A 14,827-nucleotide genomic window follows, 5' to 3' on the forward strand; every position below is an offset into this window, starting at 1 on the left:
TTGGCTTAGGTTAATATCATTTAATCACACTGCAATAATGATATTCAGATGAAGCCTGAAACCACAATGTCAAAAACGAATACCACAGCAACGGCGACAAATGATACCGCAGCCAACACCTTAGTCTATGATATTCGCGGCAGTCGCTACCTTAATATTACTGGCCGCTGCACGTTAAAGTGCCAATTCTGCCCAAAACATAATGGCTCAAAACAAGTCCATCAATATGAGTTATCTCTGGACAGACAAGTGAAACCTGAAGATATCATCCCTTTATTAGGTAACACTGCAGATTTTGATGAGTATGTATTTTGCGGTTATGGCGAGCCGACCCTGAACCTTGACACATTGTTAGTTGTCGCAAAACAACTTAAGCAAACTGGCGCGAAAGTACGTTTAAATACCGATGGGTTGGGAAATTTATTTCATCGGCGCAATATATTACCCGAGCTTGCATCTTGTATTGATAGCTTGTCAATATCGCTCAATGCCGATACTGAAGCCCTGTATATTCAGCATTGTCAGCCCAAATTGAAACACGCATTTGCTGCTGTACTCAGCTTTATCGAAATGGCGCCCACTTTTATAAGTGATGTACAGGTGTCGGCAATCAATGGCCTTGAAGGGGTTGATATTGCCCGTTGTAAAATATTAGTTGAGCAACGAGGCGCAACCTTTAAATGTCGTCAACTGGATATTGTTGGCTAACTAAACCAAGAGGCTTCTGGATTAAGCTTTATTATTGGCTCCACTTGCCCTTATGGTAACTTTTACCTTTGAACAAAAAATTACTGAAAAACTCAGTCTCTAAGGTCAACCTTATGGGGCATTCGTGCTAACATTCACTTACCGGGACTGTTAAAAATAAGTAAGTGAATGTTTAAGAGATATACTAATAAAAACGTCTCAAAGTCTGTTTTAATCTCCACCCAAGATATTCAATGGGCGCGACAACATGTATTAGCGCTGTCTAGTCAATTATTGGTTATGCTGTTAAGTATTGTCATTTTGACTGTGCTACTGCTTAAGTTAGGCGAAAGGCGCCTACAAGAAGATTGGGCAGATAAGCGTTATAGTGAAATACAAACAGTAGGCACCCTCGCATCGGATAAAATTAACTTCCTTCAATTTCGCACCCAAGCTTTCGCGAAAGCAGAGCTTGTGAAACAATATTTAGCCAATCCATCTGAGGCGCAACGTCATAAGCTAGAAGAAAACTGGGACATATTGCTTAACAATATTCCGGAGTTATTAGGTTTAACCCTGTTTGATCCCCAAGGTAATCCACGCATAAGCTCAACAGATGCTTTTAGTAACGTCACTATCCCTGAATTTATTCTAGAAGCTTCCAATACAATGGGAGGCAATGACACTTACTACTCCAATATTCAATTTGTGCCAATAAATGGCAAGTTAACCCCTTATGTTTACCAGTTGGCATGGATTGAAAATAACGACCAAAGTATTCGCGGTTACTTAGTGACCTACAACTCGGTTTCTGAAATACTCGAATCCATCAAACCGGCATTTTTTAACCATAACTCACCATTACTGCTTATTGGCTCTAAAGGCGTGCTCTATGCGGGCGGTAATCAGCAGTTTCCCATGAAAAGACTACCTAATACATTGGGCAGCAGTATTATTCAGTCATACCCAGAATTATGGCAACACATGGCCAACACCCATTTTGGTCAATTTCATACTGACAGTGGCACTTTTGTGTTTTTAAAGGTTGAAGTAGCACCTCAAGATGCAGAGGTAAGAGAATACTATCTACTGTCTTATATTCGCCATGAGGATATCGCTGCAAAGTTTGATCACTGGCGCTATATGTTAATTTGCTTCTCTTTGATCATTACCGCGTTAGCCTCCAGTTTATTGGTGTTAAAGCATCGCTTCTATTTAGAAAGCACCGCCAATAGCAATAGTATTAATTTAGCCAGCGTATTATTTAACAGTAATCAAAATTGCTTAATAGTGAATACTAGCGGTCGCATCATCAAAGCCAATTTACAAGCAGCTAATACCCTATCAACCAGTATTGAATCACTGTTTGAGCGCAGTTTACAGCGCGTATTGTCATTAGAAGATGAGCAATATAAACAGCTCACTGAAGCCATGCGTGACAATGTCACTTGGAAGCAGGTGGTCAATTTAAATAATGACAACTGCACTATTTCACTATGTTGTCAGCCCAGCTATAAAAATAAACACAGTGAGCAATACTGGCTGGTGACCTTTGAAAACATCACCGAACTTACCCAAGCAAAGCATCAAGCATACCGTTACCAGTTATTATCTGAGAGCGCGGTAGCCACGGCATTAACGGATTCCAGCGGTCAATTACTCAAATATAACCTTAAATTTAAAAACTTAATGGCCCTCGCTGCTGACAGCAATGTCAATATCTTAAGCCTGTTAGGTAAAGACATCACCAAACAATGGGCCGATATCAATAGCCGCATCAGCTTGCAAGGGAAATGGAAGGGCCAAGTAATCGCCAGCAGTGAAACCCCTTTTGCCACTAGCTTAAAAGCCAATATTCGCTCGGAGCATTCTGTCGACGGTGAACACGAGTATTTTATCTGTACTTTTGAAAATCTATTGCCGCAAACAGCGCTAAAACAATTACCTAATCAGCAAACGCCACTGAGTTCAATGGTATTGCAGCTTTCAGAATTAGAACTACATTTTAATACCCTAACAGAGTCTAGCCGTGAACAAACCTGCTTATTGATCATGGACATTAACCCTGAGGGGCTCATAAGTCACATCAGTGATATAGACCATTTAGAGCAACGCCAAAAAGACATTGAAATGCAGTTACTCATCGATTTACCCACAGGCTTTCAAATCGCCCATTGGCGTCTAGGCTCTTTGGTGATATTGCTGCCACTAAGTGATTCCGTTCAAGCACACAAATACGCCATGAGCATTATGGATAGATTGGAGCAAAATGAATTAAATGAAGGGATTAATATCGGTATTTCTGGGTATCTAGAGCAGCAGTCTTTTGAACATTATCTCAGTAATGCAGAGGTAGCATTAAGGCGTGCAAAGCAAACCGGTAACCAAAATATTTGCCAAGCCTTTACCCGGAAGGCTCGCTAATCATAGCCAGCCTTATATCATCACTACAGCTAAAGTCTAATTGGCGAATAAGCAACTTATTCGCCAATTTCTAACAGCCCACCTGGCAGTTTGCTTTGAGTAATTTCAATGATACTAGAGCGGCTCATAATAACTTTGTAACGGGCATATTCAAGTGGGCCTTTGCCATCTTTTAGCACTGCAACAAGGTTGACTTGATAGCGCCTTTCTACTGATTCGTTACTGACTTTGCCATCTTGTTCACTATAGATTTTTGCCTTACCACGCTCTAAGTGACGGGCAAATGGCACCAAGCTAAAGTTTACTTGCTCTTGGATTTTGGAGTAGCCAGCTTCAAATTCTTTGTTGGTCACCTTTGAAGCAATACGGTAATGCAGCACCACGGCATCGACTTTATTTTGCCTATGCCGCTGTTTCATTATCTCAGCGACTGCAGCGGGAATATCCTGGGTGCGGATAAAATCCAGCCATACGAACTGCTTAGCAATCACGGCTTGGGTGGTGGTATCCCTTAAAATCTGACTCCAGCGTGGACGTCCTCGCTGAATATAACGCCACATCGCAACCCGTACATCTTCTTTAAAAATTTCACGAAAACCGTATATCACCGCTAAGGTAACCACCAAACTCATGGTTAAGCCGCTAAACACCCCTTGGGCCTTAATGATCAGTGCTGATACCACCATCATCACTAACCCCGTAGCTAATCCCGTCACGAACTTTTTCAAGCCTATGCCTAAAGGTTTTAGCTCCTCCTTTAATACCACACCTTGTTGTATTAAGCGCCTTAATAACAGCATCTTATTTGAAATACGATTAGCATCTTGCTTGGTGCCGGATGAGTTATACTTTCTTTCCTCTTCACGGTAATGATGCTCAGCGCGGCATAACGCCACCAGTTGATCTTTAACATCACTATATTCAGCACTACGCGGCCGATAAGCTAAGGTTTTTAACAGTTGTTGTTCACAAAACCAGGACAGGTAATTGTCAGCATTATTGAAGTAGGATTTGAGCTTTTCATCGCTGGGCTCGTTACGGCGAAACTTTTTAAGTAACTGCGTGACCGACTCACCTAATTCAGTTAATGCGGGATAAAAGTCGTCAGGATCAGTGATAAGACGCAATTCTTTTGCATCAGTCTCAATGGCTACGGCAAATTGATAGGCAAATAAGTTGAGGTATAAACGGAACTCTTCTTTAGTGCGTTTATTAATACTGGCAAAACGGTTTTGTACTAATGGTAGGTGTAACCCTTGAGAGTAATAAGACCGCCGCCCAAGCATTGCGCTGTGGTAATACTCTTCTTCGTCTAGGGTTTTTTCGCCAACCCCCATTTCTGTGGGTAAGTAAAAATATAAATCAAAGCTGCGCTGCTGCCCAGCCTCCATTTGATGGCTGAATTTAATCGATAATGATTCTTCTTTCTTTACTTTGACTTTAGCCACTATGGAAGTATTTTATCTCAGAGTTTGCCTTGCCTTAACTATAACGAATTTCAGCAGATAAAGGAGGCGTAAATAACTAAAACTATACCATTATTCATGTAAACGGCATGCCCAAAGCATATTGTAGGGCTTAAATTTCATTAAGATATATTTATTATCAATATCCATTTCTAAGACTTGAACAGCTATATGCAGCTGTGTTTGAGTTTGCAACTGAGCCGCTGTGGTTTTAAGCTCTTTGGCGAGGTACTTTCTCAAATAGGAATTATTTTGGTTAAACTGAGCATCGGTTAACACTAAATCTAATTTATAGGTCATGTCACCAACCTCTAGTTCAGTCAAATCGCCATCGAATGTTGCATATTCATGGTTTTTTGAACCTTTGGCATTGTAATAATTCAACTGAATTTGCTTATTTTTAACTGTTAATGCTAAAAATAGTGGTCCATGATCAAGCTCGATTGTATGCTCTTTGTCAGCGCTAAATTCATATAAATCACTCTGGCAATCAAAGGCCCATATATCTCTTGTATCAGCAAACTGCTCTAACATTAACACCGAAATACAAGAGACTACGATGAAACAGACAGTAAAAACAACACGACCAATTCTAGTTAACAAAAAATCTGTTACTGCTTTAACCACAAATATTTACCTTTTTTAGCCACGCAGGCGTTACAAAGCTATGCTGGGCTTGATCCCTCAAAACCTTGATATTATAAAAACGCCAGCGATCGGGTAGGCGTTTTTTCATTACGATGCTGACGGCTTTATTATCTTCAGCCAAAGTGGCGGAAATAGCATCCCAAGGCATGATGGGGCAATTTCTTAACTGATTAGAGATACGGTCTGCAATACTGCTTAAATCTAAATCGATTTCACTGGCTTTAGAGGCATATAAATACAGGTTAGAAACATTGCCTTGTTGAGTTAAAAACTCTCGGCTAGCATCCGGCTTCACCGATTCTTGATTATTAAGGTGTGAATGAACAAAAAATAGTGCGATTAACGTTAGCAAAATAATCACAATATACTGACCATAAGAAATCACCTTATTAGGTGAATCAAATAGGCTATTCTTACCAGAAACGACTTTAGTATAAAGAATGACACCCTGATTGGGGATTAACTCTATTAGCCTGCTATGAGAAGCGCCTAAATAATCCTGAAACAACACAATTATTTGTTGTAAATCTTCTTCTGAAATTTGCTGCTGATGCTGGCCATCAGTGGGGAAAGAGAGGCTTTCGATAGGCACAACTTGTCCGCGATGTTTTGCTAATAAGCTCAACACCCAGAATTCGTTATTATTGAGCTGCCATGTGGTAGCTTTGGATTGGTTGCTAAGCACTTTTTGCTTATCATCAAACCAACAACACCCAATTTGCATGCCTAGTCCATCTCATATTGCTCTATATATCATTAGATTATAGCGGAGCAGTAAATAGTTATTTGTGATCCACACAACTGATAGTCAGACAAGATTAAAATTCGTGAACTACGCCGCGAAATTTCGACATAAATCAACTCCAACGGCCCGCAAAAGCATACAACTGTTAAACAAGTTGCATCAAAATCACACCTAAACCAACACAGATCAACATCAACCGATACTTAGTAACACCACCCACCACCCCTAGCGAACATAAAAATCATTTTCAATAGTTGGCGAGCTTTTTTTTGCGCTAATTTTGTATCAATAAAGCTGTATTATTAAGCAAAAAAAACCGAGCATAGCTCGGTTTCTGATATGACGATTTTTTTAAGGGCGCTTGCCCCAAAAACTAATTAGAATGCATACAACAAAGTCATATTGGTTTCAGTATCAGTACTCTTTTTATCTTCAAGTGGTGCATCGTTATAACGCACAATAACAGCAAACTTCATTGCCAATGCACCAATGATATTAGCCGTTAGCGCAGTTTCAGAGCGGCCTTCTAAGTTGTCACCGTAATCGGCAACAAACAGTTGGCTAAAAGTTGAGCTATCGGTAATTTTATAGGTAAAGTTCATCATACCATGAGCAACAACACTGTCCTCAGTGTCATAACCTAATGCCAATGATTGCTCATCATCTAATTGCTTATAGATATAACCTGGACCGATTTCTGCACTCAAAAAAGCTCTTTCATTATCAATAAACTTGTAACCATAACCCGCTGAAGCAATCATTTTGTAATCAAAACCAGTAAAAGGATCGGCTTCATAGTTTGCGGTGATATACATATAGCTTTTTTCGTCGAACTGATAGTTGCCTTGAACACCGGCATAGTAACGTTTAGCAGTATTTTCACCAGAATCTTCTTTATACAAACCTTCTAGCAGGTATGCATTCTCCCAATTGCCTAATTCTTGTTTCAAACCTAAACGCGCTTTAACTGAAGAAGTATCGGTATTACCCGTTGTTAGTGTTGCGCCTAATTCAGCCTCACCAGCGAAGGTTTTATCACCTTCAACAAAGTCTGCACCAGCATGGGCAGCAAACGGCATAGCTAAAGTTACAGCTGCAGCAAGTAGCAATTTTTTCATGTCATCAAGTCCTTTAATTACAATAGTTTCAAACTCACCCCAAAAATCGAACCGAATTCTAACACTTTGATAGCGAAAATGAAAAAACTACTCACCTATTAAAGCGATTAATACAAAACCCTAAAAACCATTTTCTATAATCTCTTGTGCTGCATCAGCTTAGCGCTGCCAAATTATCACTAAGCCATCACTAGGCACTTTTGCTGCCAACGCCCACTGCGCCAGCGCCATAACATCAATAAGCCCCTAACCCACTCGTCCACAGCCAAAGCGCACCAAATGCCTACTAAGCCTAAATCTAAATGTACTCCTAAAAAGTATGCCCCAGGCACAGCAATACACCACATAGATAAAAGGCCGATAAAAAATGGGAAACGAGCGTCGCCACTGGCTCTTAAGGCATTAATGACGACCAGATTAAATGTCCGACCAGGTTCCATTAATAGAGTTAGAATAAATAGCTGACCAACCATAGTAAGGATATCTTGGTCCTTGGTAAAAAAGGCCACTAAATGCTCGCCAAAAGCAGCAGCTAATGCCGCCACTATAGTGGTGACGATTAGCCCTATCTTGAGTGCTTTATACATTTGTGCTTCAGCAGCTTGATATTGTTTGGCGCCTATCATATGACCAATAATAATCTCATTACCAATGCCAATAGATAAGCCGAATAACAAGATAAACATACAAATTTGGAAGTACAAAGCTTGTGCGGCGAGGGCTTTATCGCCCATTAATCCCACAAAGGCGGTCACCACCATAAATTGCAGCATCCAAGAAATATTTTCTCCCGCTGCAGGCAGTCCGATATGAAAAACTTTATTAAGAAGCTGCTTTTTAGGTTTGATAATTTCAAGCAGTTTAAGTTGGATTTTGGTGTACTTAACAAATAAGTAAGCCATTAATGTCATGCCAACTAAGCGCCCTACAACCGTGCTAATAGCCACACCTGCAACGCCCATTTGCGGCAAACCAAACCAGCCGTAAAGTAACAGCAAGTTGCCGCAAAAGGTAATCACATTCATCAGTAAAGTGACCCACATGGCTTGTTGGGTAAAGCCATGGGCTCGCATCCCTGCAGCAAGACACATTGCCATCGCCTCAGGTATTAAACAAATACCGACAATTTGCAGGTAAAGTTTACCATCTGGGATCAGCTCAGCAGGTAAATTCATTAGATGTAGAATTAATCCTGCACCACTAAATACCCCTAATGCCGCAACCACACCCACTAATAAATTAAACCCTATCGACGAGTAAACAACGTCGCTAGCCGTTGCCTTATTATTGGCACCGAGATATTGAGTGATCACCACACTGGCGCCAATACTGACGAAGCTAAAAAGCGTAATCGATAGCTCAAATACCATGTTGCCCACTGACAGTGCGGCAACCCCTTGATAAGAAACTCGGCTAATCATTAATGTATTTAAAGCTGCGGTCAAAAAGTGCAACGCAAAGTCAAAAAATAATGGCCAAGTGAGGGAGAAAAGCGATAACGGGGCATTGGGTTTAGCGTGCATAAGTCATATTCAATATAGGTTAAAGGTTAGTCAGTTCCTTCTAAAGCTTAACAATAATTTATGAGATTTCGCCTAACTTATTGTCAATATGAAATTAAGTCCGTTTTTAAGGGCGGCGATATTGCGCTATTTACCTAAGGGATACAAGTAGTTTTAGAAGAAAAACCATAAAAAAACCCAACACTTAGGGTTGGGTTTTTAGTACTATTATTAATCAATCAGTTACACATCAAGCCACAGTAAAAAAATATTGGACTATTTGTATACACTATTGAGTAAATTAGTTAACTTGCGGATCTAACTCACCTGATTGATAAGCTTTGTACATTGCTTGTAGTGACTTAGGCTTAATTTTAGAACCCATGCCAGCACAACCAAATGCTTCATAACGTGTAGTACAAATGTCAGCCATTGCTTCCATTGACGCTTTCAAGAATTTACGTGGATCAAATTCAGCAGGGTTTTCAGCTAAGAACTTACGTACTGCACCTGTTGATGCTAAACGTAAATCAGTATCGATATTCACTTTACGAACACCATGCTTAATCCCTTCAACGATTTCCTCTAAAGGTACACCGTAAGTTTCTGGGATTTCACCGCCGTACTGGTTAATTATCTGCAGCCACTCTTGTGGTACTGAAGATGAACCGTGCATAACTAAGTGAGTGTTAGGAATACGGGCGTGGATCTCTTTGATACGGTCAATACGCAGCACATCACCCGTTGGACGTTGGCTGAACTTATAAGCACCATGGCTAGTACCAATCGCAATCGCAAGTGCATCTACATGAGTGTCAGAAACAAAACGCGCTGCTTCTTCAGGCGTAGTTAGCATTTGATCCATCGTTAGGATACCCGCAGCACCGATACCATCTTCTTCGCCTGCTTCGCCAGTTTCTAAACTGCCTAAACAACCGATTTCGCCTTCAACTGACACACCACAAGCATGTGCAAAAGCAACCGTACGACGAGTAACATCAACGTTGTAATCGTATGACGCTGGTGTTTTACCATCTGCCATCAAAGAGCCGTCCATCATCACTGATGACATACCTAACTGGATTGAACGCTGACAAATATCAGGATCAGTACCGTGATCTTGATGAATACATACTGGAATATCTGGATACTGCTCAAGCGCTGCAGCCATCAAATATTTAAGAAACTGTGGACGAGCATACTTACGCGCACCAGCAGATGCTTGAACGATGACAGGACTGTCAGTCGCTTCAGCAGCTTGCATAATTGCACGCATTTGTTCTAAGTTATTTACGTTAAATGCTGGAACACCGTAACCGTGTTCTGCAGCATGATCTAGCATTTGTCGTAGAGATATTAAGGCCATTTTTTACTCCAAAAATAGGGTGATTACTCACCTAGGTCGCTATCGCTTGGATTGATTTTTATACCCTTACATCTTGCTAATATCCGATGTAAAAGTGCTTGTTAACTTATGTCAGCAAGCACTCAAACAGTAAACTAGCAAGTATAAGAGCGGTTTTTTTCTAATTATTATCGGTTTCGTACTACAATTTTTACTCGTTATTCGCGATAAACCACGACTCATCTTGACTCAGTTGTGCCGAGATAACTCTGATAATCGCGATTAAATTCGCCGCTTAAGCTATTAGTGCTTATTATTTGCCGCGTTGTTCGAGCATAGCAACGGCTGGTAACTCTTTACCTTCAAGGAATTCCAAGAACGCGCCGCCACCTGTTGAGATATAAGAGACTTTGTCTGCTATATCGTATTTATCCACTGCCGCTAAAGTATCACCACCACCCGCAATTGAAAATGCACTTGAATCGGCAATCGCTTGAGCGATACGCTTAGTCCCTGCGCCAAACTGATCAAATTCAAATACGCCCACTGGGCCATTCCATACTACAGTGCCTGCAGCTTCAATGATTTTTGCTAATGCTTCAGCGCTATCGGGGCCGATATCAAAAATCATATCTGTGTCAGCAACATCCGCCACTGACTTTAAGGTTGCCGCTGCAGTCGGGCTAAACTCACTGGCAACAACAACATCTGTAGGGACAGGGATATCGCCGCCACGGCTTTGTGCATTGGCCACTAAACGCTTAGCCTCATCCACTAAGTCAGCTTCAAAGAGTGATTTACCAACTTCATGGCCTGCTGCCGCAACGAAAGTATTAGCAATACCACCGCCTACAACTAACTGATCAACTTTAGTTGATAAGCTTTCAAGTACCGTTAGCTTAGTTGATACTTTTGAGCCACCCACAATGGCCACCATTGGACGAGCTGGATTATCAAGTGCTTTACCTAATGCAGCTAGTTCACCTGCAAGTAGCGGGCCAGCACAAGCAATAGGCGCATATAAACCAACGCCATGGGTTGATGCTTGTGCGCGATGAGCGGTGCCGAAGGCGTCCATTACGTATACATCACATAATGCAGCCAATTTTTTAGCTAATGCTTCATCGTTTTTCTTTTCGCCGATATTAAAGCGCACGTTCTCAAACACAACCACTTCGCCAATGTTCGCAGCAACACCATCAAGGTAATCAGCAGCTAAAGTCACTGGGCAGTCTAATGCCGCTTGTAAGTAGTTAACCACTGGTTGCATAGAAAATTCAGCGTTGAATTCGCCTTCTGTTGGGCGCCCAAGGTGAGACATCACCATCACTGCGGCGCCTTTTTCAAGGGCCAGCTTAATTGTCGGTAAAGCAGCGCGTAAACGTGCATCACTGGTCACAACACCGTCACTGACTGGCACGTTAAGATCTTCACGAATAAGCACACGCTTATTGGTCAAATCCAACTCACTCATATTGATAATAGCCATGGAGATATTTCCTTTTAATTTAAAAACAAAGCTGCTGTTACAATTGAGCGCTTTACCTCATAAGATAAAGCGCTCAATTAATATAAATTAATTACCGTTATTTTTAGCGCAAATCATCGCTAAACTGGTATCAAGCATTCGATTAGCAAAGCCCCATTCATTGTCACACCACAGTAATAGCTTCACTAAATGCCCTGCGCTGACGCGTGTTTGGGTACCATCGACGATACTGGAACGGGGATCGTGGTTAAAATCACACGATACTAATGGTTCATCAGTATAACCCAAAATAGCATTAAAACGACCGCTGGCGGCATGCTCTAGCACATGATTTACACTGGCAATATCAACCAGTTTATCAACGGTGACTGATAAGTCGATTGCGGTCACATTGATGGTTGGAACACGCACTGAGATCGCTTCAAACTTGTCTTTCATGTGCGGTAAAATCCGCTCGATGCCACGGGCAAGTTTAGTATCAACCGGTATAATTGACTGACCTGCTGCGCGGGTTCTACGTAAATCATCATGGTAGGCATCAATCACTTGCTGATCGTTCATCGCTGAATGAATTGTTGTAATTGCGCCGCTTTTTACTTCAAAGTGCTTATCCAGTACATCGATGATTGGCACGATGCAATTGGTGGTGCAAGATGCATTTGACACCACAGTATGATGCGGCTGAAGTAAGTGGTCATTAACCCCAAATACGATAGTGCCATCAACATCTGCAGAAGATGGGTGACTTATTAACACTTGTTTGGCCCCTGCATAGATGTGGGCTTCACAGGCTTGCCTTTCAATTAAGCTGCCACTGCACTCATACACTATATCGATGTCTAATTCGGCCCAAGGTAATTTACTGGCGTCAGCTTGGTGAAATAATTGGATGACATCATCACCAATATGTAATTGGTCTTCATGCAATTTAACGCTGTTTTGAAAGCGGCCATGGGTGGTGTCATATTGGGTTAAATGACTGATAGCAGCAGGTTTAGCAAGCTCGTTAATGGCAACAATTTGGATCTGTTGACGTTTACCCGATTCGTATAAGGCACGTAAGATTGAACGGCCTATTCGGCCATAACCATTGATAGCAACTCGGATCATTGAGGGTTAAGCTTCCTCTTAACAGTACTCAGCAGAATTTAGAAAAAAAACGGCCTGCAAGTGATTGCAGGCCGCCATTATACAGATTAAAAGGCTAAAAGTTTACCCTTTAATTGAGTCGCTTAGGGATTAACCTAATGAGTTAACCGTATTAACGACATTCTCAACAGTAAAGCCGAAGTGTTTAAGTAAGTCGCCACCAGGTGCTGATTCACCAAAGGTAGACATACCCACAACTGCGCCATTGAAACCAACATACTTATGCCAGAAATCAACGTGTGCAGCTTCAATCGCAACACGCTTAAGTACTGATGAAGGTAATACAGACTCTTTATACGCTGCATCTTGCTTATCAAATACGTTCGTAGATGGCATAGACACAACGCGAACCTTTTGACCTTTTTCAGTCAATACAGCAGCAGAGTCCATGGCAAGTTGTACTTCACTACCTGTGGCAATCAAGATAACGTCAGCAGTACCTTCACAATCAGACAGTACGTAACCACCTTTAGCAACATTGGCTAACTGCTCAGCTGTTCGAGCCTGGGCTTTTAGGCCTTGGCGGCTAAAGATTAATGAGGTTGGCGACTTGCGAGTTTCAATCGCAGATTTCCAAGATACTGCTGTTTCAGCAGCATCACATGGACGCCATACCGTCATGTTTGGCGTCATGCGTAAGTTAGCTAATTGCTCAACAGGTTGGTGAGTAGGACCATCTTCACCTTGGCCAATTGAATCATGGGTGTAAACAAAGATATTTTGAATGCCCATCAGTGCTGACATACGTACCGCATTACGTGCATATTCCATGAACATCATGAAAGTTGCACCATAATTGATAAAGCCGCCATGTAATGATGCACCATTCATGATGCCACTCATACCAAATTCACGTACACCGTAGTAAATGTAGTTACCAGCAGGATCGTCTTGAATACCTTTTGAACCAGACCAAAGGGTTAAGTTTGAACCCGCTAAGTCAGCACTACCACCTAATAACTCAGGGAGCATTTCACCGAAGAAACCAATTGAATTTTGCGATGCTTTACGACTAGCAATGCCTTCAGCTTTATCTTGAGATTCTTGGATAAATGCTTGTGCTTTAGCTTCGAAATCTGCAGGTAAGTCACCATTTAATACTCGGCGCTCAAATTCAGCGGCAAGCGTTGGCTCTGCTGCTTTATATGCTGCAAATTTGTCATCCCATGCTTTTTCATTAGCAACACCAACTTCTTTAGCATCCCAACCTTGATAAACATCAGCAGGAATTTCAAATGGCGCATGTGGCCAACCAAGGAATTCACGTGCTGCAGCGATCTCAGCATCACCCAGTGGTGCGCCGTGACAATCATGGCTACCAGACTTGTTTGGCGAACCAAAACCAATGACAGTTTTACAACAAATCATTGTTGGCTTGTCTGTTACTGATTTAGCTTCTGCGATTGCTGCGCGAATAGCATCACTGTCGTGACCATCAACACCCGCAATAACATGCCAGCCGTATGACTCAAAACGCTTAGGGGTATCGTCAGTGAACCAGCCTTCTACGTGACCATCGATAGAAATACCGTTGTCATCCCAGAATGCAACTAGCTTACCAAGACCTAACGTTCCCGCTAATGAACATGCTTCATGGGAGATACCTTCCATTAAACAGCCATCGCCTAAGAAACAATAAGTGTTGTGATCAACAATGTCGTGACCTGGACGGTTAAATTGTGCTGCTAAGGTTTTTTCAGCAATCGCCATACCGACAGCGTTACTGATACCCGCGCCTAATGGACCGGTTGTGGTTTCAACACCTGGTGTGTAACCAAATTCCGGGTGACCCGGCGTTTTAGAATGCAGCTGACGGAACTGTTTAAGTTCTTCAATCGGAAGTTCGTAACCCGATAAATGCAGTAAAGAGTAGATAAGCATTGAACCATGACCATTTGATAAGATGAAACGGTCGCGATCGGCCCAGTTAGGATTGGTTGGGTTATGCTTTAAAAAATCATTCCATAACACTTCAGCAATATCTGCCATACCCATTGGTGCGCCTGGGTGTCCAGAATTTGCTTTTTGAACGGCATCCATACTTAACGCACGGATTGCGTTGGCGAGTTCTTTACGAGATGACATGCTCTCTCCTGCTTGTTGATGATGAGGTCTAGCGGGCAATTGTGGGGACATATTTTCCCCTACTCAGCGATGGGACGCAAATTATAATTAAATATAAGTAGCAATTTTTTATCCCGAGCAATACTGCTTACACCTGACGATATTATTAATGGCTCGATTTATACCATGT

General features: G+C 41.7%; 11 protein-coding genes. 2 read left to right on the top strand and 9 right to left on the bottom strand.

Annotated elements, in window-relative coordinates; all coding sequences use genetic code 11:
* The first annotated feature begins 66 nt into the window (after positions 1-66).
* Entirely contained in the window at positions 67-708 is a 642-nt protein-coding gene (locus BCU57_RS15080; protein WP_102439726.1) for a TatD family nuclease-associated radical SAM protein, read from the top strand.
* A 168-nt stretch (positions 709-876) separates the two neighbouring features.
* Positions 877-3,111, top strand: a complete 2,235-nt coding sequence (locus BCU57_RS15085) for a PAS domain-containing protein (protein WP_102439694.1) — start codon at positions 877-879, stop codon at positions 3,109-3,111.
* Positions 3,112-3,167: 56 nt separating this feature from the next.
* On the opposite strand, the gene BCU57_RS15090 is transcribed toward BCU57_RS15085, so the two are convergent.
* From BCU57_RS15090 to tkt, 9 genes are all read right to left on the bottom strand, one after another.
* Positions 3,168-4,559: a hypothetical protein gene (locus BCU57_RS15090; RefSeq protein ID WP_102439695.1), complete on the bottom strand. Its 1,392-nt coding sequence runs from the start codon at positions 4,557-4,559 to the stop codon at positions 3,168-3,170.
* Between the two features lie 90 nt (positions 4,560-4,649).
* Positions 4,650-5,180: a hypothetical protein gene (locus tag BCU57_RS15095; RefSeq protein WP_133126407.1), complete on the bottom strand. Its 531-nt coding sequence runs from the start codon at positions 5,178-5,180 to the stop codon at positions 4,650-4,652.
* Between the two features lie 16 nt (positions 5,181-5,196).
* Positions 5,197-5,949, bottom strand: a complete 753-nt coding sequence (locus BCU57_RS15100) for a hypothetical protein (RefSeq protein WP_102439697.1) — start codon at positions 5,947-5,949, stop codon at positions 5,197-5,199.
* Positions 5,950-6,347: 398 nt separating this feature from the next.
* A complete protein-coding gene (locus tag BCU57_RS15105) occupies positions 6,348-7,088 on the bottom strand; it encodes a DUF481 domain-containing protein (protein WP_102439698.1) in 741 nt (246 codons plus the stop codon).
* A gap of 179 nt (positions 7,089-7,267) precedes the next feature.
* On the bottom strand, positions 7,268-8,611 hold the full coding sequence (locus tag BCU57_RS15110; protein ID WP_102439699.1) for an MATE family efflux transporter: 1,344 nt from the start codon (positions 8,609-8,611) through the stop codon (positions 7,268-7,270).
* A gap of 280 nt (positions 8,612-8,891) precedes the next feature.
* On the bottom strand, positions 8,892-9,956 hold the full coding sequence (gene fba / locus BCU57_RS15115; RefSeq protein ID WP_102439700.1) for a class II fructose-bisphosphate aldolase: 1,065 nt from the start codon (positions 9,954-9,956) through the stop codon (positions 8,892-8,894).
* A gap of 292 nt (positions 9,957-10,248) precedes the next feature.
* On the bottom strand, positions 10,249-11,424 hold the full coding sequence (locus BCU57_RS15120; protein ID WP_102439701.1) for a phosphoglycerate kinase: 1,176 nt from the start codon (positions 11,422-11,424) through the stop codon (positions 10,249-10,251).
* Positions 11,425-11,511: 87 nt separating this feature from the next.
* Positions 11,512-12,534: an erythrose-4-phosphate dehydrogenase gene (epd, locus tag BCU57_RS15125; protein ID WP_102439702.1), complete on the bottom strand. Its 1,023-nt coding sequence runs from the start codon at positions 12,532-12,534 to the stop codon at positions 11,512-11,514.
* Positions 12,535-12,663: 129 nt separating this feature from the next.
* Complete coding sequence (gene tkt, locus BCU57_RS15130; RefSeq protein WP_102439703.1) at positions 12,664-14,658, bottom strand: transketolase; 1,995 nt, start codon at positions 14,656-14,658, stop codon at positions 12,664-12,666.
* Positions 14,659-14,827: the final 169 nt, after the last annotated feature.

This window comes from Shewanella sp. 10N.286.48.B5, from assembly GCF_002874355.2.
GTDB lineage: Bacteria > Pseudomonadota > Gammaproteobacteria > Enterobacterales > Shewanellaceae > Shewanella.